This window comes from Streptomyces sp. NPDC056128, from assembly GCF_042263835.1.
In the GTDB taxonomy this organism is placed as follows: Bacteria; Actinomycetota; Actinomycetes; order Streptomycetales; family Streptomycetaceae; genus Streptomyces.
In genome coordinates, this window is record NZ_JBHJVQ010000034.1 from 15,026 (window position 1) to 32,680 (window position 17,655).

Below are 17,655 nucleotides of genomic sequence, written 5' to 3' on the forward strand. Positions count from 1 at the left end.
ACGGGCGGTGCGGGGGAGTTGGGCGGTGGGGCCGAGGCGTGACAGCGGTCGGCCGGGGTGCCGCTCAGGCAGACTATCGTAATGACAATCATTTCCGTTAGTGTTCCTGTCGGCACCCTGCCACCCCCCTTCCCGCGAGCCCGAGGAGCCCACGTGGACCTGACCGCAACCGGACCCGCCCTCCTGGACCACCTGCCCCCGCCCTTGGCCGGCGACCGGATCATCGCCCTCAACCAGCCGAAGGGCGACCTGCACACCACCCGTGCCTACGAGTGGAACGGCTGGACGTTCGACGTCCCGCCCGGCGTCTTCATACCCGGCTGGACCAGCCGCCTGATCCACGAGCGGCTGCTCGACGGCCGCATCGAGACACGTCACCGCCGCTACGCCGCCATGGGCGTGGGCCTCGGGGTCGAGGCGGTGGCCGCCGCCCACCGCGGTGCCCGGGAGATCCACGCCATCGACGTCCATCCCGAGAGCGTCGCCGCCGCCGCCCGCCACTACGCGCGCATCGTCGGCGATCGCCCGGACACCGCCTTCCTGCCGGTGGTCGGCGACCTCTTCGATGCCGTACCGGACGGCCGGAGACTGGACGTCATCACCTTCAATCCGCCCGCCGTCAGCCGGACCGTCAGCGACGACCCCGACGTCGTACGCAACGTCTGCGTGGGCGCGCCGCTGCTGGCGAAGTTCTTCGCCCAGGTCGCGGAGAAGGACCTGCTCGCCCCCGGCGGCGAGATCTTCGTCATCGCCTCCAACACCGCGAATCTGCGCGGCATCGTCCAGCACGCCCTGGACCACGGGTTCCACCCGGAGACGGAGTACTTCCACGACTGGGGGGACGGCGTACTGACCTTCCTGTTCCGCATCACCCGTGACATCCCCGGCGCCGGAGGGCAGGCATGAAGAACACCGAGGAACTGCTGACCGCCGTCCTGGCGGGCGAACTCGGTCCGCGTCCCGCGGGGCTCGTGGCCACCAGCGTGTTCTGGATCCACCACGGCACGCGGCTGGCCGGCGGCGACACCACGTACCTCAACCAGTACGTCCTCGTCCGGCTGGGCGGCTCCTTCGGGGGCTGTGCCTTCGAGGCCGGCGACGTCGATCCGTCCCTGTGTCGTGACGCCTCCGGCGCACCCCTCGACTCCCTGCTGCGCGAGGCGCCCCGCCCGCTGCGGATCGCCGCACTCGACGCCTACCTCTCCGAAGTCGACCCGCACCGCGAGACCGCCGGTGCCGAACCGGTCGTCCTGCCCGCCGGGACGCCCGAGGTCCGGGCGCGGGCCCGGGACGCGGCCATCGCCGGACTGCTGGACACCGGACCCGGTGCGCGGGTCGGGCTGATAGGCGTCGTCAACCCGCTCGTCGCCGCCATCCGCGAGCGCGGCGGCACCCCCCTGCTCTGCGACTTCAACCTCCGCACCACCCAATGGGGCGACCGGGTCACCGACGACATGCACGAGGTCCTCGACACCGCCGAGGCCGTGATCGCCACCGGCATGACCCTGAGCAACGGCACCTTTGACACCGTCCTGGCGCGCTGCCGCGAACGGGACGTGCCGCTGGTGGTCTACGCGCAGACCGGCAGCGCCGTGGCCCGCGCGTTCCTCGGCGCGGGGGTGACCGGCCTGTCCGCGGAGCCCTTCCCCTTCTCCCAGTTCAGCGCGGAGCCCACGACGCTGTACCGCTACCGGGCGGCGGACGGCGCATGACGGCGACCGCCCCGCGGACCACCACCCGACGCGCCACCACCGACGCGGGCCCCGGCGACGCCGTCGGCACCGGACAGGCCGCCTGCCACCACGGCGAGATCCTCCAGGGCGTCTTCCTGGACGAGCGCGACCGCCCCTGCCAGGCGCTGGTCACCCTGCCGATGAACGGGCCCGGCAGCACTGCCCACTTCACGCCCCGGCCCGGCACCCCGCCCGACGACGTGCGCGTGACGCCCGCCGGACGCACCAAGGCGCGGGCGGCGGCCGTCCTCGCGCTCCGTGAGTGCGCCGCACGCCTGTCCGCCGCGCCCTGCGGCGGAGTACTGACGTTGACCGGCGACATCCCCGTGGGACTGGGCATGGGCTCCTCCACGAGCGACGTCATCGCCACCGTGCGCGCGGTCGCCGACGCCTGGGGCGTGCGGCTGCCGCCCCGGACCATCGCCGGGCTGGCGGTCCGGGCCGAGGGCGCCAGCGATCCGCTGATGCTCGCCCCCGGCCCGCCGCTGCTCTTCGCCCAGCGCGAGGGCCGCACCCTCGAAGCCCTGGGCCCCGCCCTTCCGCCCGCCGTCGTGCTGGGCTGCGCCCTGGGCGGCGGCGCCCCCGTGGACACCCTCGCCCTGCCCGTCCTCACGTACGACGCCCGCGACCTCGACACCTACGAGCACCTGCGCCGGATGCTGCGCCGAGCGGTGTCCGACGGCGACTCCGCCCTCCTGGGACGGGTCAGCACCGCCAGCGCCCGCCTCGGTCAACGCCGCCTCACACACGCGGAGTTCCCGGTCCTCACCCGCATCGCGGACCGGGTGGGCGCCGTCGGCGTGCAGATCGCCCACAGCGGCAACGTGGCCGGCGTCCTCTTCGACCCCCGGGCCCCCGGCCTGAACGCCCGGCTGCACCGCTGCGCGCGGGATCTGGAACGCGAGGGCATCACACCCACCCGCGTCTTCACCACTCACCCGAGCCCCAACAGCCCCAGCAGCAGCCCCAAAAGCCCCACCAGCCACCACCCGACCCCGAGCGAGGACTCCTCCCGTGGACGCGCACATCTCGGAAGCCATCGGCCGGCCGGACCTGATACGTCTCGACGACGGACTCGTCTGCCTGCGGTTTGAGACGATGAAGGTGGTCTCCGCCCTGGCCGCCGTACGCCATCTGCTCGACACCGGAGCGGTACGGCGCGGCGACACCCTCGTGGACAGCTCCAGCGGGATCTACGCCTACGCCCTCGCGCTCGCCTGCCACCGATACGGCATGCGCTGCCACATCGTCGGCTCCACCACCGTCGACCACACCCTGCGGACCCAACTCGCCGTGCTGGGCGCGCGCCTGGAGCAGATGGCGCCCAGCGCGAACCTGAAGCTCGACCAGAGCCGCCGGGTCGCGCGGGTCCGGGAGATCCTGCGCGACCACCCGGACTACCACTGGATGCGCCAGTACCACGACGACATCCACTACCTCGGCTACGAGGCCGTCGCCGAACGGATCCACGCCGAGACCGGCACGCGGGCGCTGACCCTCGTGGGCGGCGTGGGTTCCGGGGCCTCCACCGGCGCGCTCGCCCAGTACCTGCGCAAACGTTCGTCCGGTGTGCGGCTCGTCGGCGTCCAGCCCTACGGAAGCGTCACCTTCGGCAGCGAGCACGTCCAGGACCCGGAGATCATCATCGCCGGGATCGGCAGCTCCATCCCGTTCGGCAACGTGCGCCACGACCTGTACGACACCGTCCACTGGCTCGCCTTCGACGCCGCCCGCGCGGGGAGCGTCGACCTGCTGCACCGGCACGCCGTCTTCGCCGGCCTGTCCACCGGCGCCGCCTACCTCGCCGCCCGCTGGGAGAGTCGCGCCGAGCCTGCCGGAACGACCGTGTTCATCGCCGCCGACACCGGTCACCGGTACGTCGACACGGTGTTCGCCCGCCACCACGAGGTCGCCGCCGTCGAGGAGTTGGCGCCCCGTCCGGTGAACTCCCCGGACGACCTCGCCATGCCGTGGTCGCGCATGGAGTGGAAGGGCTCGCCCGCGCCCCGGAACGGATTGTTCAGGGAGGACCCCGGGGCCGGGGTCAGCCCTTCACGATGCAGAACGGATGCCCGGCGGGATCGGTGAGGACCCGCCACCTCTCCTCGTTCGGCTGGTGATCCGGCCTGCCCGCCCCCAGCCCCAGCAACCTGGCCTCCGCCTCGTCCAGGTCGTCGACCGCGAAGTCGAGGTGGAGCTGCTGGGGGACGGTCTGGTCCGGCCAGCGCGGCGCCCGGTGGCCGTCGACGCGCTGGAAGCCGATGAAGAGACCGTCCGCGCAGATGAGTCCGGCGAACTGGGCGTTGGACTCCGGGTGGGGTGCGAGCCCGGCGGCCTCCTGGTAGAAGGCCGCCAGGGCCGGCGGATCAGGGCAGTCCAGGGTGATCGCGCGCAACCTCATCGTCACAGGCTACGCGCGCTGATGTCCCCGTAGGACGTGGTCGCCCGGATGTGCAGGGCGGCGGTGTCGGCGGCGTTCTTCAGGGAGTTGTGGACCCGGCCGTAGGAGGTGCCGGCGTCCAGTGACGCGGAGACCCCGCGGGCGGCGCCGATCGACACGTCACCGGCCTCGGTGCTCAGCTCGACCGTGCCGCTGAGCGCCTCGGTGACGCGGATGTCGCCCTTCTGCGTGCCGAGCCGCGCGTCGCCGCCCAGCCTGCCCACCGTGACGTCGCCGGCGAGGAGGATGAGGCGGGCGCTCGCGGCCTCGTCGAGCTTCACCGAGCCCTTGGCCCCCTCGAAGTCGACGTCTCCGAGCCGCCCGACGCCGCGGAACTCGGCGTCGGCCGTCCTCGCCTCGACGCGGGAGCCGGCGGGCAGCTGGACCGTCACCTCTATGGCGCCGGAGTTGCCGAGGACCCGGTTCTTCGCCGGTGCGGCCGCGATCCGCAGCACGCCGTCGCCGTACGCCACCGTGGTCTGCTCCGCCGCCTTCACGTCGGTGCCCTTCTTGGCGTCCGCGGGGAGGACCTCGACCGCGGTGTCGACCCGGTCGGCGGCGATGAGGCGGATGCGGCCCGCGGGGACGTCAGCAGATCGCGCTGGGGGTGGCCGACGCCTCGCCTACGCGGAGATCGCCAGACGTCTCGACCGCCCACCTCGACCGTCACCCGCGAGGTCATGCGCAACGGCGGTCCCACCGCCTACCGCGCCGACCTCGCCCACCGGGCCACCGAACGCCGCGCCCACCGCCGCCGGCAGCCCGCGCCCCGGGCGGTCAAGGGGCCGTCGGTGGCCGACGGCCTCGCCTACGCGGAGATCGCCAGACGTCTCGACCGCCCGACCTCGACCGTCACCCGCGAGGTCATGCGCAACGGCGGCCCCACCGCCTACCGCGCCGACCTCGCCCACCGGGCCACCGAACGCCGCGCCCACCGCCGCCGGCAGCCCGCGCCCCGGGCGGTCGAGGTGCCGTCGGTGGCCGACGGGCGGGACGCCGAGGCCGTGCGGGAGTTCGAGGAGGTCTTCACCACCGTCCTCATGCAGTCCGGTATGGCCAAGATGATGTCCCGGGTGATGGCCTGCCTCACCATCACCGACTCGGGCAGTCTCACCGCCGCCGAACTCGTCGAGCGCCTCCAGGTCAGCCCGGCGTCCGTGTCCAAGGCCGTGGCGTTCCTCGAGGGCCAGGGCCTCGTCCGGCGGGAGCGCGACGAACGCCGCCGCGAGCGCTACGTCGTCGACGACGACATCTGGTACCAGTCGATGATGGCCAGCGCCCGCACCACCCTCCAGATCGTCGAGACCGCGCGGGAGGGCGCCGGCGTCCTCGGCTCCGGCACTCCCGCCGGGGTCCGCCTGGAGAACGTCGCCCGGTTCCTCGACTTCGTCTCCGAGGGCATCGCCCGCGCCGCCGAGCAGGCCCGCGACATCCTCTACGTGAAGGCCGAGACGCGCTCCGGTGACCGCGCCGAGCCGGCCGAGGAGCGCTGACGATCGGCGGCCACGCTCCCGCGTACGCCACGTGCCAGAATGGAATCTTCGCCACCCCCACCGTCCCGCCGCCCCCGCAACGCCGCCCCGAGGTCGCCGTGTCCAAGCCCGTCGCCCGTGAGCCGCAGCGACGCAACGCGCGGTCCAACCGGGCGCGCATCCTGGCCACGGCCCGCCGGGAGCTGGGGCGGAATCCGGACACCACCCTGGAGGAGCTGGCCCGCGCCGCCGGTGTCGTACGGCGTACCCTCTTCGGCCACTTCCCGGGACGCGCGGCGCTCCTGGAGGCGCTCGCCGAGGAGGCGTCCGAGGTGCTGCGCGGCGCGATGGCCGCCGGGGCGGAGCGGGTCGGGCCCGGCGAACCGGCCGACCGGGCGCTCGCGCACTTCGTGCTGCTGATGTGGCCCGTGGGCGACCGCTACCGGATGCTCCTCGCGCTGGCCCGGCACGACCTGGGCGTGGAGCGAGTCGCCGAGATCCTGGCCCCGGCCCGTGCGGAGGTCACCGCCATCCTGGAGCGCGGTCAGCGGGACGGCGTCTTCCCCGCGCATCTGCCGCCGGCCGTGCTGAGCGCCGGACTGGAGGCCATGACCGTCGCCCTCCTGGAGCAGGTCAACACCGGGGCCCTGGAGGACGACGGCACCCGGGCCGCCGTCGCCACGCTCATCGCGGCGGGCGTGCCCCAGCGCCGCGCACACACGGTGGTCACGGAGGCCGACCCGGCACCGGTACCCGAGGAGTCCGTTCCCGGCGTGTAGGTCCCCGGCCGGGTCCGTCGAGTCCGCCTCCGGCGTGTGGGTCACCGGCCGTGCCCGCCGAGTCCGCCTACGGCGTGTGCGTCACCGGCCGCGTCCGCCGTGCCCGCCTCCGGCGTATAGGTCACCGCCCGCGCTCGCCGAGTCCGCCCCGGCGTGTAGGCCACCGCCCGCGCCCGCCGATCACGTCACCGTTCGCGCCCGGGCCTCGTCCCCACGGAGAACCGTCCGCCTCCCGCCACCTCCGCCGCGGTCCCGCTCCCCACCCCCGCCACCACCAGCGCCGCCACCGCCGCGCCCGTGCCGTCGTCCTCCCAGGTTCCGGACCGGGCGCAGCCCAGCAGTGCCAGCAGGTGTGCCTCCAGGGCCGCCCCGAGCACCCCCGCCGGAACGCCGGTGTGGAAGACGCCCGCCCGCTGCCCGCGGACGATGATCGCGGCGACCGTGTCACGGGCGGGGCCGAGGACGGCGCGCACCGGATCGGGGTCGAGCCTCCGGCGGCGGGCGAGTGCGATGAGCGTGCCGTAGCGGTCGCCGACCGGCCAGAGGGCGCGGACGAAACGGGCCAGCGCGGTCGCGGGGTCGTCGTCCGGGGCGGGTGCGTCCGGTCCGGCGAGGGCGCGCCGTACCGCCCGCGCGGCCTCCTCGATCAGCCCTTCGACCAGCGCGTCGCGGCCGGTGAAGTGGCCGTAGACGGTGCGGCGCGCCACGCCGGCCGCCGCGGCGACCTCCGCGAGGCTGCTGTCGGGATCGCGGCCCAGCAGCCGCTCGGCCGCGCACAGGATGCGGGCACGAGTGGTCGTCGTGCCGCCTCCGCTCCGCATGCCGCCCGCCTCCCTCCTCCTCGACCTCTTCGAGCGTCATATTTGCACACCACTGTGCAACAAACTACTCTGGCGTTTGTCTGCACATCGATGGGCAATTAAATCGCCCGCGTTCCGCCCGCGTTTTCCCGGAGCCCCCCATGCCCCTACTGGCCACCACACCCGTCGAGAAGATGAACGGGCCCTACCCGCGGCGCTGGTGGGCCCTCCTCGTGCTGTGTCTGAGCCTGCTGATCGTCGTGATGGCCAACACGTCCCTGATCGTGGCCGCGCCGGACATGACCGCCGACCTGGGCCTGAGCAGCAGCGACCTGCAGTGGGTCATCGACGGCTACACCGTCCCGTACGCCGCGCTGATGCTGGTGCTCGGCGCGATCGGCGACAAGTACAGCCGCCGCGGCGCCCTGATCGCCGGACTGGTGATCTTCGCGGGCGGCTCGGTGATGGGCAGCCTGGTCGAGGAGACGGGGCTGGTCATCGCGGCCCGCGCGGTCATGGGCGTGGGCGCCGCCGTCGTCATGCCGGCCACCCTGTCCCTGCTGGTCGCGGTCTTCCCCAAGGGTGAGCGGGCCCGCGCCATCACCGCCTGGACCGCCACCTCCGGACTCGCCATCGCGGTCGGCCCGCTGGTCGCCGGCTGGCTCCTGGAGGACCACGCCTGGGGTTCGACCTTCCTGGTCAACGTCCCCATCGCGGTCCTCGCGGTGGTCGGCGCGCTGCTCCTCGTACCGCCGTCCAAGGCGGCCGGCATGGGCCGGATCGACTACGTGGGCGGTCTGCTCTCCATCGTCTCCGTCGGCTCCCTGGTCTACGCGAGCATCGAGGGCCCGCACTTCGGCTGGGGAGCCGGTCCGGTCACCGCCGCCGTCGTGGCGGGCGTCGGCCTGGTGGCCTTCGTCGCCTGGGAGTTGCGCCACCCGCACCCCATGCTGGACGTGCGCCGGTTCCTGCTGCGGCCCTTCAGCGGCTCGATGCTGGCCGTGCTGTTCTTCTTCTTCGGCACCTACGGCGCCATCTACTACGCCACGCAGTTCCTCCAGTTCGTGCTCGGCTACGGCGCGCTGGAGACGGGCGTACGGCTGCTGCCGCTGGCCGGGGCCGTGTTCGTCGGCGCCGCGGTGACCGGGCGGCTCACCCCGAAGCTGGGTGTGAAGGCCATGGTCGGGTCGGGCATGGCGATCGGCACGGCCGGTGTCTTCCTGCTGGTCCTGATCGACCAGGGCTCCACCTACGCCGACTTCCTCGCCCCGATGCTGCTGCTCGGCCTCGCGATCGGCCTCAGCGTCTCCCCGGCCACCGACACCATCATGGGCAGCTTCCCGGAGAACGAACTGGGCGTCGGCGGCGGCGCCAACGACACCGCGCTGGAACTCGGCGGCTCGCTCGGCATCGCCGTCCTCGGCTCCCTCCTCGGCACCGCCTACCGCGACGAACTGGCGAGCCTGGTGGGCGACCGCCTCCCGGCCGCCGCGCTGGACACCGCCCAGGACTCCGTGGGCGGCGGACTGGCCGTCGCCCAGCGGCTCGCCACCGACCCGGCCGCCGGGCCCGAGCAGGCGCAGGCCCTCACCGACGCCGTCGACCGGGCCTTCGCCCACGGCGTCTCGACGACCAGCCTCGTCGGCGGCATCATCATGGCCGCCGGCACCCTGATCGTCCTCGCCGTCCTCCCGGGCCGCCGCCGCGGCGGCGCCGAGGACCGTCCCGAGGGCGAGCCGACGGCGGCCACCCCCGAACCGGAGCACAGCGACTCCACGCGCTGACCCCGGGCCGCCCCGGCCGGCGCACGCGTCAGTCGGCCAGGGCGGCCAGCTCCTCCGGAGTGCGCGGTCCGGTCGCCGACTCCGGCAGCAGGCCCCGCGCCCGCAGCAGTCCGGCCGCCGCGACGCCCCAGGGCAGCCGCAGCCCGGCCTGCCGCGGCAGCTCCGTGCGGGCCGGCGTCGGGGGCGTGGGGCTGGTGCGCACGCCGTCCGGGCCGGCGCGCGCGTCAGTCGGTCAGGGCGGCCAGTTCCTCCGGGGTGCGCGGTCCGGTCGCCGACTCCGGCAGCAGGCCCCGCGCCCGCAGCAGTCCGGCCGCCGCGACGCCCCAGGGCAGCCGCAGCCCCGCCTGCCGCAGCAGATCCGTGCGGGCCAGCGTCGCGGCCGTCGGGCCGGTGCGCACGCCGTCCGGGGTGAGCAGCGCTGCGTCGTCCGACCAGCGCAGGGCGAGGTCGACGTCATGCGTGGCCATCACCACCGTGGTGCCGCCCGCGCGGAGCCGGTCCAGCGTGGCGAGCAGCCGCTCCTGGCCGTCCGGATCGAGCCCGGCGGTCGGCTCGTCCAGGATCAGCACCCGGGGCCGCATCGCGACCGCCCCCGCGATCGCCGTCCGCTTGCGCTGCCCGTACGACAGCAGATGGGTCGGCCGGTCGGCCAGCGCCCCGATGTCCAGCGCGGCGAGCGCCTCGTCGACCCGGGACCTGACCTCCGCGTCCGGCAGGCCCAGGTTCAACGGCCCGAAGGACACGTCCTGCCCCACCGAGGCCGCGAAGAGCTGGTCGTCCGGATCCTGCACCACCAACTGCACCGTGGTCCGCAGCCGGGTCAGCCCCTTGCGGTCGTACGCCACCGGCTCCCCGTCGAGCGTCAACGTCCCCGCACGCGGCCGGAGTCCGCCGCTCAGCAGCCGCATCAGGGTGGTCTTGCCGCTGCCGTTGCGGCCGAGGAGCGCCAGCGCCCGCCCCTCGCGCACCGAGAAGTCCAGCCCGGCCAGCACGTCCGGCCCCTCCTCGTAGGCGAAGGCCGCACCCCGCAGGGCGACCAGCGCCTCCGCCGTCGCCTCGCTCGTCCCAGTCACGACAACGGCCCTTCCAGTACGAGGGTGAGGGCGGCCAGCGCCGCAAGGAGCGCGCCGCTCGCCGCCGTGAAGGCCACCGAGACGCGGGCCTCGGGCACCAGGACCCGCAGGGTGCCGTCGTAACCGCGGCCCGCCAGCCCGGACTGGAGCCGCGCCGCCCGGTCGAAGGCCCGTACGAACGCCGTGGCGCCGAGCCCGCCCAGCGAACGCCAGGTCGCGGCCCGGGTGGTGTGCCCCAGCCGCGCGGCCTGCGCCTCCCGGATGCGGCGCACCGAGTCCAGCAGCAGGAAACTCATCCGGTACGTCACCAGCGCCACGTCCACGACCGGCGCGGGCACCCCCGCCCGCACCAGCCGGGGCAGCAGGTCCGACATCGGCGTGGTGAACGCGAACAGCAGCACCCCGAGCGAGGCCGCCGAGGTCCGCAGCAGCAGCTCACCGGCGCGCACCGGCCCGCCCTGCGCCACCGTCAGGAACCCGCCGGGGCCCCCGACCTGGACCAGCAGCGGCAGCGCCCCCGTCACGCAGAAGCCCAACGGCACCCGGTACGCCCGCCACAGCCGCCGTCCGGGCACCCCCGCCGGGCCGAGCAGCACCGCCAGCGCCGTCACCAGCACCAGCGCCGCGCCCGGCCAGGGCGGCAGCGAGATCGCGAGCACGGTCAGACCCAGCCCGAGCACGGCCTTGTCCACGGGATGGCGGCGGCGCCACCGACTGCTGTGGGCCGCCGCGTCGATCGGCAGCACTCAGTCCCCTTCGGGAGCGTCCCGCAGTGCCGTCGCCGCCCGCTCCTCGCCCTGCCGCCGGCCCCGGCGCACACCGAAGTAGTACGCCAGCACGCCCGCGCCGAGCGCGGCCTGCACCGCGAACAGCGCCGACTCGATCTCGCCGGACGGCGGTTCGTACAGCGGCGAGAACCACGGCTCGTAGTCCGGCTCGATCTCCGTGATCGCCGTCTCCGCCTCCGCGTCCGCGCCGGCGAACGGCTCCTCCTTGTGGTCGCCGAGCCCCAGCACCAGCGGCAGCACCGCGAGCGCGGCCACGGCGAGCAGCAGCAGGGCGTTGATCTTCGCGTTGCGGGTCATCGGGCCACCGCCTCCTGCTCGTCGGACGTGGTCTTGCCCGACCGGGTGAGCAGCACGCCCAGCCGGGTCAGTTCACCCTTGCTGGACTGCACCAGCAGCCGCATCACGATCACCGTGAGCAGGCCCTCGCTGACCGCGAGCGGGATCTGCGTGACGGCGAAGATGGACCCGAACTTGCCGAGCGCCCCGGCGAATCCGCTGCTCGGGTCCGGGAAGGCCAGCGCCAGCTGCACGCTGGTCACGCAGTAGGTGGACAGGTCGGCGACGAACGCGCCGAAGAACACGGCGACCATCAGCGGCACGTCGTAGCGGCGCAGCAGCCGGTAGACGCCGTACCCGGCCCAGGGACCGACGATCGCCATCGAGAAGACGTTGGCGCCCAGCGTGGTCAGCCCGCCGTGGGCGAGCAGCAGCGCCTGGAAGAGCAGGGTGATGGTGCCCAGGACCGCCATGATCGGCGGCCGGAAGAGGATGGCGCCCAGACCGGTGCCGGTCGGATGGGAGCAGCTTCCGGTGACGGAGGGCAGTTTCAGGGCCGACAGGACGAACGTGAAGGCACCGGAGGCGCCGAGGAGCAGCGTGCTCTCCGGGTGCTCCCTGACCTCACGGGTGAGTGACCGGACTCCGTGGACGACGAACGGCGCGGACGCGACACCCCAGGCGATCGCGTGCGCCGGTGGCAGAAAGCCCTCGGCTATGTGCATGGCTCAGCAGACCCTCTCCAGCACCTCGTGGATGGACGACGCGCCCTGGCCGGTCTCCTGGCTGACGGGTACCGCAGTCCGGGCAACGCCTTCCCGGGTCACGAGGACCCAGTGGCTGCCCACGAGGGGCCGGAGCCGGACTTCCCGATTCACAGTGGCGAGGGCCGCACCGGCATCACACCGGATTTCCCGTTCACCAAGGCGTGGCGACAGTAGTGCTCCCACGGGGGTGGTGACAAGCGGGCCTCCTGTCGCGCGGACCCGGCGGACAGGGCTCGGGGCTGCGGAAACGTCAGCCGGACCGGTCCCGTTCGGTGCGCCGGACCACCATGGCGCGCGCCCGCGTGCTGAGCGCGGTCGCGGCGGCGGTGAGGAAGACGAAGCTGTAGGCGATCTGGAGCAGGGTCACGATCCGGGCGGACTGCCCGCTCGGCGTGATGTCCCCGTACCCGACCGTGGCGAGCGTGACCACCGTGAAGTAGAGCGCGTCGACGCGGGTGTGCAGGCCGGTGAACTCGCCCGGCTGCTTGGCGAGGGCGTAGTACGTGGCCGAGAAGATGTGCACGGACAGGATGATCAGCAGGGTGATGACCACACCGGGCTTGGTCTCGGGGCGGTCCACGAGGACGTGGTGGATCTGCCGGAGCAGCAGCGCGGCCACGACGGCCAGCAGCAGGGAGCACAGCACCCAGCTCAGCACGGGCCGGTGCGGCCCCAGATGGTCGAGGGGGAGCAGGAAGTAGGCCACGACCACCGCCACCGCCACGCAGACGCGTACGACCCAGGGCCGGGCGGTGTGCCAGGCGGTACGGGTCGGTACGGTCCGGCGCTCCGTCACCCGGTCGTTCCCGTCGTCGGGGGGGTGGGCCGCTTCCGGTTCCGTCCGGCGCACCACCTGGGAGACGACGAAGGAGACCACCGACGCGGTGACGATCAGCGGCATCTGGTCGTACGCGTCCCCGCCCATCAGCAGCACCGCCAGGACCGCGCTGGACAGCGGCAGCCCCGTCACCGCGGCCGCCGCGGCGGAGATGCCGAGGGCGAGCGCCGGGGTCGCGCCGAAGCCGGGCAGCCCGGAGCAGGCCATGGCGGTGGCCGTGCCCAGCAGCACCGCCGGGAAGATCGGGCCGCCGCGCAGACTGCCCAGCGCGATGCCCCAGGCCAGCCCCTTGCACGCGACCAGGGCGATCAGCGCGCCCACCGGCCAGGCGTGCGGGTGGGCGGCGAGCTGGGCGAGGGTGGCCTGGCCGGACAGCGCGGCCTCGGCCGGAGAGCGGCCGGTGATCAGCGCGTACGCGGCGACGCAGACACCGACGGCCGTGGCGCAGACGACGGTGCGGACGGCCGTGTGCCGCCGGGTCCAGGAGACGGTGCGGTGCCCCAGCTCGCGGGCCAGCGTGATCAGCACGGCGATCAGCGCCGCCGTGGGGATGCCCCAGAGGAAGTCACCGGCGTCCGGGTTGGCGGCCGGTGGCACGTCGTGCAGGGCGAGCGCGCCGATCTTCAGCCCGGTCCACTGCCCGAAACCGGTGAAGACCAGGGCGCCGGTGGCGCTGGCCAGCAGACAGGGCAGCAGCAGGACGACCAACTGCGCCCCGGCCAGCCCCGCGCCCTCGATGAGCAGCACGGCCGCGGCCACCGGACCGCCGAGGATCGTGGAGATCGCGGCGGTGGAACCGGCCGTGGCGAGGATCGCGCCGGCCCGCTGGTCGCCGCCCGCGCCCGCCCGCCGCACCGCGAGCAGCGCGAGCCCGCTGCCGACGGCCATGAGCGGGGCCTCGGGACCCAGCACCACACCGAGCGGCAGGGTGGCCAGCGCGGCCAGGACCGCGCCGGGCAGCGCCCGGGGACCGACGGGCGGCCCGCCCAGACCGTTCACCGGCAGATGGCCGCCGCCGCCGGGCATCCGGGTCACGATCGGCGCCAGGACCAGCCCGGCCAGCACCAGCGCGGGCAGCGGCCACCACCAGGGCGGGGTGTCGTACCCGGCCGCCTCGGGCAGCGAGGTCCACACCCAGTGCTGCAACTGGTGCTGGAGGCCGACGAAGAAGAAGCAGGCCAGCGCGATCGGCACGCCCAGCAGCACGCACAGCAGCAACAGCCGCCGGTAGCCGGGGCTGAGCAGCATGTGCCGCAGCGACTGCTCGGCCCGGCCCGGGGCGGAGTTCGCCGGCGCCGGCCGACTCGTCACGTGCCCTCCTTCGTCCGCTCCGGCGGGTGCCGCTCAGTTAACGCGAGGGCGCGGGCGGTCGCATGCGCACGCAGGGCCGCCGTTCACCCGTCCGGCGGACCCGCGTGGCCGGGCGGTCCCGGGCCCCGCAGGCTCGGAAAGGACCTGCCGGCGCCGGCCCCGCCGCTCGCGGGCCGAGGCCCCGTACGGGGGCCGTGCAGAAAGGAGCGCGCACATGACCCAGCACGCCGAACCCACTCCCGGACGCCCGTCCCACGGCGGCGAAGGCACCTGGTCCCAGCGCTCGGCCGACCGCTCGGGCGGCTGGGTCACCGGAGGCGTCGTCTTCGCCGGCGTACTGCTGCTGCTGAGCGGCGCCCTCGCCGTCCTCCAGGGCATCGCGGCCATCGCCGAGGACGACGTGTACGCCCGGATCGGCACGTACGTCTACGAGATGAGCCTCACCGGGTGGGGCATCGTCCACGTCGTCCTCGGCGCCCTCGTCGCCGTCACCGGTTACGGCCTGCTGAAGGACATGGCCTGGGCGCGGGTCGCGGGCATCGTCCTCGCCTCGCTGAGCCTGGTCGCGCAGTTCCTGTTCCTGCCGTACGCACCCGTCTGGGCCGTGATCGTGATGGCGATCGACGTGTTCGTCATCTGGGCCCTGGCCAGCCGCCAGGACAGCGAGGCACGGGTCTGAGCGCCGGGGGGACCGTGTCGCAGTTGGGCCGAACGGGTGACTTGCCGTAAGAATTGGCTGGTGCAGGCAATAACGGCGAGTGGAATCGGGGGAGCCGGTGAACAGCCACGACGTCACCGATGAGCAGTGGGAGGGCCTCGCCCAGGTCGTTCCGTTGCGCGGACGCGACGCCTGGCCGTCGGCGGTCGGTCACCGCGCGATGCCCGAGGCGGAGACCGAGCGGCGCCGCCGGTTCGTGGTGCTGCGGGTCAACGTGTTCGCGGACGCGCGCGAGGTCGCCGAGACGCTGATGGCGGGCATCCCCGTCCTGCTGGACCTGACCAGCGCCGAGGGCGATGTCGCCAAGCGGGTCCTGGACTTCAGCACCGGCGTCGTCTTCGGACTGGCCAGCGGGATGCATCGGGTCGACCGCAACGTCTTCCTGCTGAGCCCGGCGGGGACCGAGGTGAACGGGCTGATGGAGGGCGCCCTCGGGGTCCCCGGGGTGTGACGGCGCCGCCCGGCCCTGACGGAGCCGTCCCCCGATCGTAGGAACGCCGTCCGGGCGGAACGGTTCGCCGTACGGCGGAGTCCTACGGTCCGCATATGGCAGCGTCATCCGCGTCGACGGCGTCCGACGCACCGCTCCCCGGCCGGCCCCGCGTCACGGAGCTGCGGCTGTCCGCCTTCGCGGGGCACCGGCGCGCGGTGCTGCGGCTCGGGCCGCTCACCCTGCTCGCCGGGCCCAGCGGCTGCGGCAAGACCACCGCGCTCAGGGCCTACGACGCCCTGGCCCGGCTCGGCGGCGGCGCGGAACTCGGCGTCGTGTTCCCCGACCCCGTCGCCTGCGTGCCCGAACGGGCCCGGCCCGACGCCCAGCGGCGCCGGGGCTTCCGCATCGGCTGCACGGCAGACGGCGCCGAGGGCCCGGTCCACCTGGACGTCGCCGTGCAGGCGGAGCCCGAACTGCGCGTCGTGGGGGAGCGGCTGTCGGCGGACGGCGTCGTGCTGCTGGAGACGGCCCTGCGCGACCCCGGCCGGCGCACCGTGCAGGCCGCCTGGCACACGGCCGGTTCGGCGCCGGTGACCCGCGCCCCGCTGCCCGACGACCGGCTCGGCACCCCGCTGCTGCCGCTGCGGGTGGCCGGCAAGACGGACGGACAGCGCAGGGTGCTGGCCGCCGCCGAGCAGATGGTGGTCGCCCTGCGTTCCGTCTTCGCCTGCGACCCCCGGCCCGGCCGGATGCGGGAGCCCGTACCGACCGGCTCCGGACGCCTGCTGGGAGGCTGCGACAACCTCGCCGACGTGCTGTGGCGCACCCGTACCGAATGCGGCCGGCGGCACGCGCAGTTCGTCGCGGCGGTCCGCACCGGCTGCGCGGGCCCCGTCACGGACGTACTGGCCGAACCCGCCGTCGGCGGCGTGGTCCGCGCCCTGCTGGACCGCGGCGACGGCGTGCGCACGGGCCTGGCCCGGCTCGGCTACGGCGAACTCCGCTACCTCGCCCTCGCGCTGGTGCTGTTCACCGGACCCGGGGTGCTGGAGGTCGACCCGGCCGGCGAGGTCCCCGCCGCGCTGCAGACGCTCACCGTCCTCGCCGACGGCTTCGACCGCGGCCTGGACGTGCGCCAGCGCGCCGAACTCCTGCGGCTGGCGGCGCGGATGTGCGACCGCGGCCACATCCGCCTCGTCGGAGCGGTCGCCGACGCCTCGTGGGCGGCGGGGGCGGACGGCGTCACGGTGGTACACCTGGACCCGTGACCGATCACCCCCAGGACCTCGCCGTACTCCAGCGCAGGCTCGCCGAGTTCGCCGCCGCCCGGCACTGGCAGCCGTACCACACGCCCAAGAACCTGGTCGCGGCGCTCAGTGTGGAGGCCGGCGAACTCGTCGAGATCTTCCAGTGGCTGACGCCCGAGCAGTCGGCCGGGGTCATGGCCGACCCGGACACCGCGCACCGCGTCCGGGACGAGGTCGCCGACGTCCTGGCCTATCTGCTCCAGTTCTGCGAGGTGCTGGGCGTCGATCCGCTGGCCGCGCTGGAGGCGAAGATCGAGCGGAACGAGTCGCGGTTCCCCGTGCCGGACCCGCGGGACGACTGAGCGGCAGGACGGCGGCAGGACGGCGGCAGGACGGCCGAGTACGGAGGAGTCGACCACTCCGTTATCACTCTCCGCAGTCAAAATCCGGCCAGTTATCGAGATGTTGTCCGAAGATTTCCGCCTTCCTCTGGCTTTTCGTCCCACACGCCTTCACTCTGGGTAGTGAGTAACGGAGTTCGGGCGGACGCGCCGCGCGCGCGTCGGAAACAGACGGGGGCAGCGCATGGACGCTGTGCGGCTCATCGTGACCAGTGGGCGTGCCCTGGCCGCCGGCGGAGAGGTGCCGGACGTCCTGACCGAGGTGTGGCAGGTGCAGGCCCTCGCCCAGGCGATCGGCAGCCGGCTGGCCGTCCACGGCCCACCGGAACTGCGCGGCGAGGCCATCGGCCTGACCGAACTGGCGGGCCGCGGCTGCGGAGTCCTGCACACCCCGGACCTGGCCCCGGGCGAACTGCGCGCCGCCCAGCTCACCGAGCTGGGCGACGCCCGCCAGGCCCTGATGCGCCTGGGCACCCTGCTCGGCGAGACCGGCATAGCCCTGGTGGGCATCGCCTGCGCCGCCGACGACGAGGCCACCTACTGGCAGTGCGTGGAGGCGATCGACGCGGCGGACGAATCACGCGACCGGGTCCTGGAGATGCTGCGCAAACTCACCGACCGCGACGCCGGGTTACCGGAGCGGGAGGCCGGCTAGGGCCTGTCCGGCGGATCATGCCGCAGACGCGGGGTCTGGCACGCCCATCTGCGGCGTTGTCGTCGGTTGCCGACTCCCCCACGCTCGGCTCCGCTCGCGCGGGGGGACCCCCATCGCGTCGACGCCCTCCTCCGCCTTGC

General features: G+C 74.1%; 20 protein-coding genes, 3 pseudogenes and 1 riboswitch. Of the genes and pseudogenes, 13 read left to right on the top strand and 10 right to left on the bottom strand.

Features of this window, described 5'->3' with window-relative positions:
• Positions 1 to 153 precede the first annotated feature (153 nt).
• From ACFC1X_RS35395 to ACFC1X_RS35410, 4 genes are read left to right on the top strand one after another with little or no spacing between them, the layout of a single operon-like run.
• Complete coding sequence (locus tag ACFC1X_RS35395) at positions 154 to 906, top strand: methyltransferase (protein WP_376362153.1); 753 nt, start codon at positions 154 to 156, stop codon at positions 904 to 906.
• Complete coding sequence (locus tag ACFC1X_RS35400) at positions 903 to 1,712, top strand: Rossmann-like domain-containing protein (protein WP_376362156.1); 810 nt, start codon at positions 903 to 905, stop codon at positions 1,710 to 1,712. Before ACFC1X_RS35395 ends, ACFC1X_RS35400 begins: the two co-directional genes overlap by 4 nt.
• A complete protein-coding gene (locus ACFC1X_RS35405; protein ID WP_376362159.1) occupies positions 1,709 to 2,827 on the top strand; it encodes a GHMP kinase in 1,119 nt (372 codons plus the stop codon). Before ACFC1X_RS35400 ends, ACFC1X_RS35405 begins: the two co-directional genes overlap by 4 nt.
• Positions 2,748 to 3,821, top strand: a complete 1,074-nt coding sequence (locus ACFC1X_RS35410; protein ID WP_376362162.1) for a pyridoxal-phosphate dependent enzyme — start codon at positions 2,748 to 2,750, stop codon at positions 3,819 to 3,821. Before ACFC1X_RS35405 ends, ACFC1X_RS35410 begins: the two co-directional genes overlap by 80 nt.
• On the opposite strand, the gene ACFC1X_RS35415 is transcribed toward ACFC1X_RS35410, so the two are convergent.
• Together ACFC1X_RS35415 and ACFC1X_RS35420 are read right to left on the bottom strand one after the other, a co-directional pair.
• Positions 3,778 to 4,134, bottom strand: coding sequence for a VOC family protein (locus ACFC1X_RS35415; RefSeq protein ID WP_376362164.1), 357 nt, complete (start codon positions 4,132 to 4,134; stop codon positions 3,778 to 3,780). The genes ACFC1X_RS35410 and ACFC1X_RS35415 overlap by 44 nt on opposite strands.
• Positions 4,135 to 4,136: 2 nt before the next feature.
• Positions 4,137 to 4,745, bottom strand: a complete 609-nt coding sequence (locus ACFC1X_RS35420; RefSeq protein ID WP_376362312.1) for a DUF4097 family beta strand repeat-containing protein — start codon at positions 4,743 to 4,745, stop codon at positions 4,137 to 4,139.
• An 84-nt stretch (positions 4,746 to 4,829) separates the two neighbouring features.
• Here ACFC1X_RS35420 and ACFC1X_RS35425 point away from each other — a divergent pair.
• From ACFC1X_RS35425 to ACFC1X_RS35435, 3 genes and pseudogenes are all read left to right on the top strand, one after another.
• A pseudogene (locus ACFC1X_RS35425) lies at positions 4,830 to 4,925 on the top strand (MarR family transcriptional regulator); the annotation flags it as partial.
• A gap of 39 nt (positions 4,926 to 4,964) precedes the next feature.
• Complete coding sequence (locus tag ACFC1X_RS35430) at positions 4,965 to 5,666, top strand: MarR family transcriptional regulator (protein ID WP_376362315.1); 702 nt, start codon at positions 4,965 to 4,967, stop codon at positions 5,664 to 5,666.
• A gap of 98 nt (positions 5,667 to 5,764) precedes the next feature.
• The gene (locus ACFC1X_RS35435) at positions 5,765 to 6,424 is read left to right on the top strand and encodes a TetR/AcrR family transcriptional regulator (protein ID WP_376362167.1); all 660 of its coding nucleotides are present in this window, start codon (positions 5,765 to 5,767) and stop codon (positions 6,422 to 6,424) included.
• Positions 6,425 to 6,609: 185 nt separating this feature from the next.
• On the opposite strand, the gene ACFC1X_RS35440 is transcribed toward ACFC1X_RS35435, so the two are convergent.
• The gene (locus ACFC1X_RS35440) at positions 6,610 to 7,245 is read right to left on the bottom strand and encodes a TetR family transcriptional regulator (protein ID WP_376362169.1); all 636 of its coding nucleotides are present in this window, start codon (positions 7,243 to 7,245) and stop codon (positions 6,610 to 6,612) included.
• A gap of 140 nt (positions 7,246 to 7,385) precedes the next feature.
• On the opposite strand from ACFC1X_RS35440, the gene ACFC1X_RS35445 reads away from it, so the two are divergent.
• Positions 7,386 to 9,008: an MFS transporter gene (locus tag ACFC1X_RS35445; RefSeq protein ID WP_376362172.1), complete on the top strand. Its 1,623-nt coding sequence runs from the start codon at positions 7,386 to 7,388 to the stop codon at positions 9,006 to 9,008.
• Positions 9,009 to 9,036: 28 nt separating this feature from the next.
• On the opposite strand, the pseudogene ACFC1X_RS35450 reads toward ACFC1X_RS35445, so the two are convergent.
• From ACFC1X_RS35450 to ACFC1X_RS35480, 7 genes and pseudogenes are all read right to left on the bottom strand, one after another.
• A pseudogene (locus ACFC1X_RS35450) lies at positions 9,037 to 9,162 on the bottom strand (ABC transporter ATP-binding protein); the annotation flags it as partial.
• Between the two features lie 70 nt (positions 9,163 to 9,232).
• The gene (locus ACFC1X_RS35455) at positions 9,233 to 10,081 is read right to left on the bottom strand and encodes an ATP-binding cassette domain-containing protein (protein WP_376362174.1); all 849 of its coding nucleotides are present in this window, start codon (positions 10,079 to 10,081) and stop codon (positions 9,233 to 9,235) included.
• Positions 10,078 to 10,827 carry a cobalt ECF transporter T component CbiQ gene (gene cbiQ / locus ACFC1X_RS35460; RefSeq protein WP_376362177.1) on the bottom strand — a complete coding sequence of 250 codons (750 nt, stop codon included), beginning with the start codon at positions 10,825 to 10,827 and terminating at the stop codon, positions 10,078 to 10,080. Before cbiQ ends, ACFC1X_RS35455 begins: the two co-directional genes overlap by 4 nt.
• Positions 10,828 to 11,166 carry an energy-coupling factor ABC transporter substrate-binding protein gene (locus ACFC1X_RS35465; protein ID WP_376362180.1) on the bottom strand — a complete coding sequence of 113 codons (339 nt, stop codon included), beginning with the start codon at positions 11,164 to 11,166 and terminating at the stop codon, positions 10,828 to 10,830.
• Complete coding sequence (locus ACFC1X_RS35470) at positions 11,163 to 11,870, bottom strand: energy-coupling factor ABC transporter permease (protein ID WP_376362183.1); 708 nt, start codon at positions 11,868 to 11,870, stop codon at positions 11,163 to 11,165. Before ACFC1X_RS35470 ends, ACFC1X_RS35465 begins: the two co-directional genes overlap by 4 nt.
• Positions 11,871 to 11,899: 29 nt before the next feature.
• A riboswitch (cobalamin riboswitch) is annotated at positions 11,900 to 12,086 on the bottom strand.
• A 76-nt stretch (positions 12,087 to 12,162) separates the two neighbouring features.
• Complete coding sequence (locus tag ACFC1X_RS35475; protein WP_376362318.1) at positions 12,163 to 12,636, bottom strand: potassium channel family protein; 474 nt, start codon at positions 12,634 to 12,636, stop codon at positions 12,163 to 12,165.
• Between the two features lie 90 nt (positions 12,637 to 12,726).
• Positions 12,727 to 13,998, bottom strand: a pseudogene (locus ACFC1X_RS35480) (chloride channel protein); the annotation flags it as partial.
• Between the two features lie 277 nt (positions 13,999 to 14,275).
• Here ACFC1X_RS35480 and ACFC1X_RS35485 point away from each other — a divergent pair.
• The 5 genes from ACFC1X_RS35485 (at position 14,276) to ACFC1X_RS35505 (ending at position 17,515) form a co-directional block, all read left to right on the top strand.
• Positions 14,276 to 14,740, top strand: coding sequence for a hypothetical protein (locus tag ACFC1X_RS35485; protein ID WP_376362186.1), 465 nt, complete (start codon positions 14,276 to 14,278; stop codon positions 14,738 to 14,740).
• 97 nt (positions 14,741 to 14,837) lie between these two features.
• Entirely contained in the window at positions 14,838 to 15,230 is a 393-nt protein-coding gene (locus tag ACFC1X_RS35490) for a cell division protein SepF (RefSeq protein ID WP_376362188.1), read from the top strand.
• A gap of 95 nt (positions 15,231 to 15,325) precedes the next feature.
• Entirely contained in the window at positions 15,326 to 16,480 is a 1,155-nt protein-coding gene (locus tag ACFC1X_RS35495; RefSeq protein WP_376362191.1) for an ATP-binding protein, read from the top strand.
• Positions 16,477 to 16,821, top strand: a complete 345-nt coding sequence (locus ACFC1X_RS35500; protein WP_376362193.1) for a nucleotide pyrophosphohydrolase — start codon at positions 16,477 to 16,479, stop codon at positions 16,819 to 16,821. The genes ACFC1X_RS35495 and ACFC1X_RS35500 overlap by 4 nt, the downstream gene beginning before the upstream one ends.
• A 223-nt stretch (positions 16,822 to 17,044) precedes the next feature.
• Positions 17,045 to 17,515 carry a DUF6099 family protein gene (locus tag ACFC1X_RS35505; RefSeq protein ID WP_122618403.1) on the top strand — a complete coding sequence of 157 codons (471 nt, stop codon included), beginning with the start codon at positions 17,045 to 17,047 and terminating at the stop codon, positions 17,513 to 17,515.
• Positions 17,516 to 17,655 lie beyond the last annotated feature (140 nt).

Bases quoted from the DNA above. Each gene is read 5' to 3' on its own strand.
- ACFC1X_RS35445 (WP_376362172.1), top strand. From the start codon at position 7,386: ATGCCCCTACTGGCCACCACACCCGTCGAGAAGATGAACGGGCCCTAC.
- ACFC1X_RS35440 (WP_376362169.1), bottom strand. From the start codon at position 7,245: ATGCGGAGCGGAGGCGGCACGACGACCACTCGTGCCCGCATCCTGTGC.
- ACFC1X_RS35465 (WP_376362180.1), bottom strand. From the start codon at position 11,166: ATGACCCGCAACGCGAAGATCAACGCCCTGCTGCTGCTCGCCGTGGCC.
- ACFC1X_RS35400 (WP_376362156.1), top strand. From the start codon at position 903: ATGAAGAACACCGAGGAACTGCTGACCGCCGTCCTGGCGGGCGAACTC.
- ACFC1X_RS35415 (WP_376362164.1), bottom strand. From the start codon at position 4,134: ATGAGGTTGCGCGCGATCACCCTGGACTGCCCTGATCCGCCGGCCCTG.
- ACFC1X_RS35505 (WP_122618403.1), top strand. From the start codon at position 17,045: ATGGACGCTGTGCGGCTCATCGTGACCAGTGGGCGTGCCCTGGCCGCC.
- ACFC1X_RS35405 (WP_376362159.1), top strand. From the start codon at position 1,709: ATGACGGCGACCGCCCCGCGGACCACCACCCGACGCGCCACCACCGAC.
- ACFC1X_RS35495 (WP_376362191.1), top strand. From the start codon at position 15,326: ATGGCAGCGTCATCCGCGTCGACGGCGTCCGACGCACCGCTCCCCGGC.
- ACFC1X_RS35470 (WP_376362183.1), bottom strand. From the start codon at position 11,870: ATGCACATAGCCGAGGGCTTTCTGCCACCGGCGCACGCGATCGCCTGG.
- ACFC1X_RS35485 (WP_376362186.1), top strand. From the start codon at position 14,276: ATGACCCAGCACGCCGAACCCACTCCCGGACGCCCGTCCCACGGCGGC.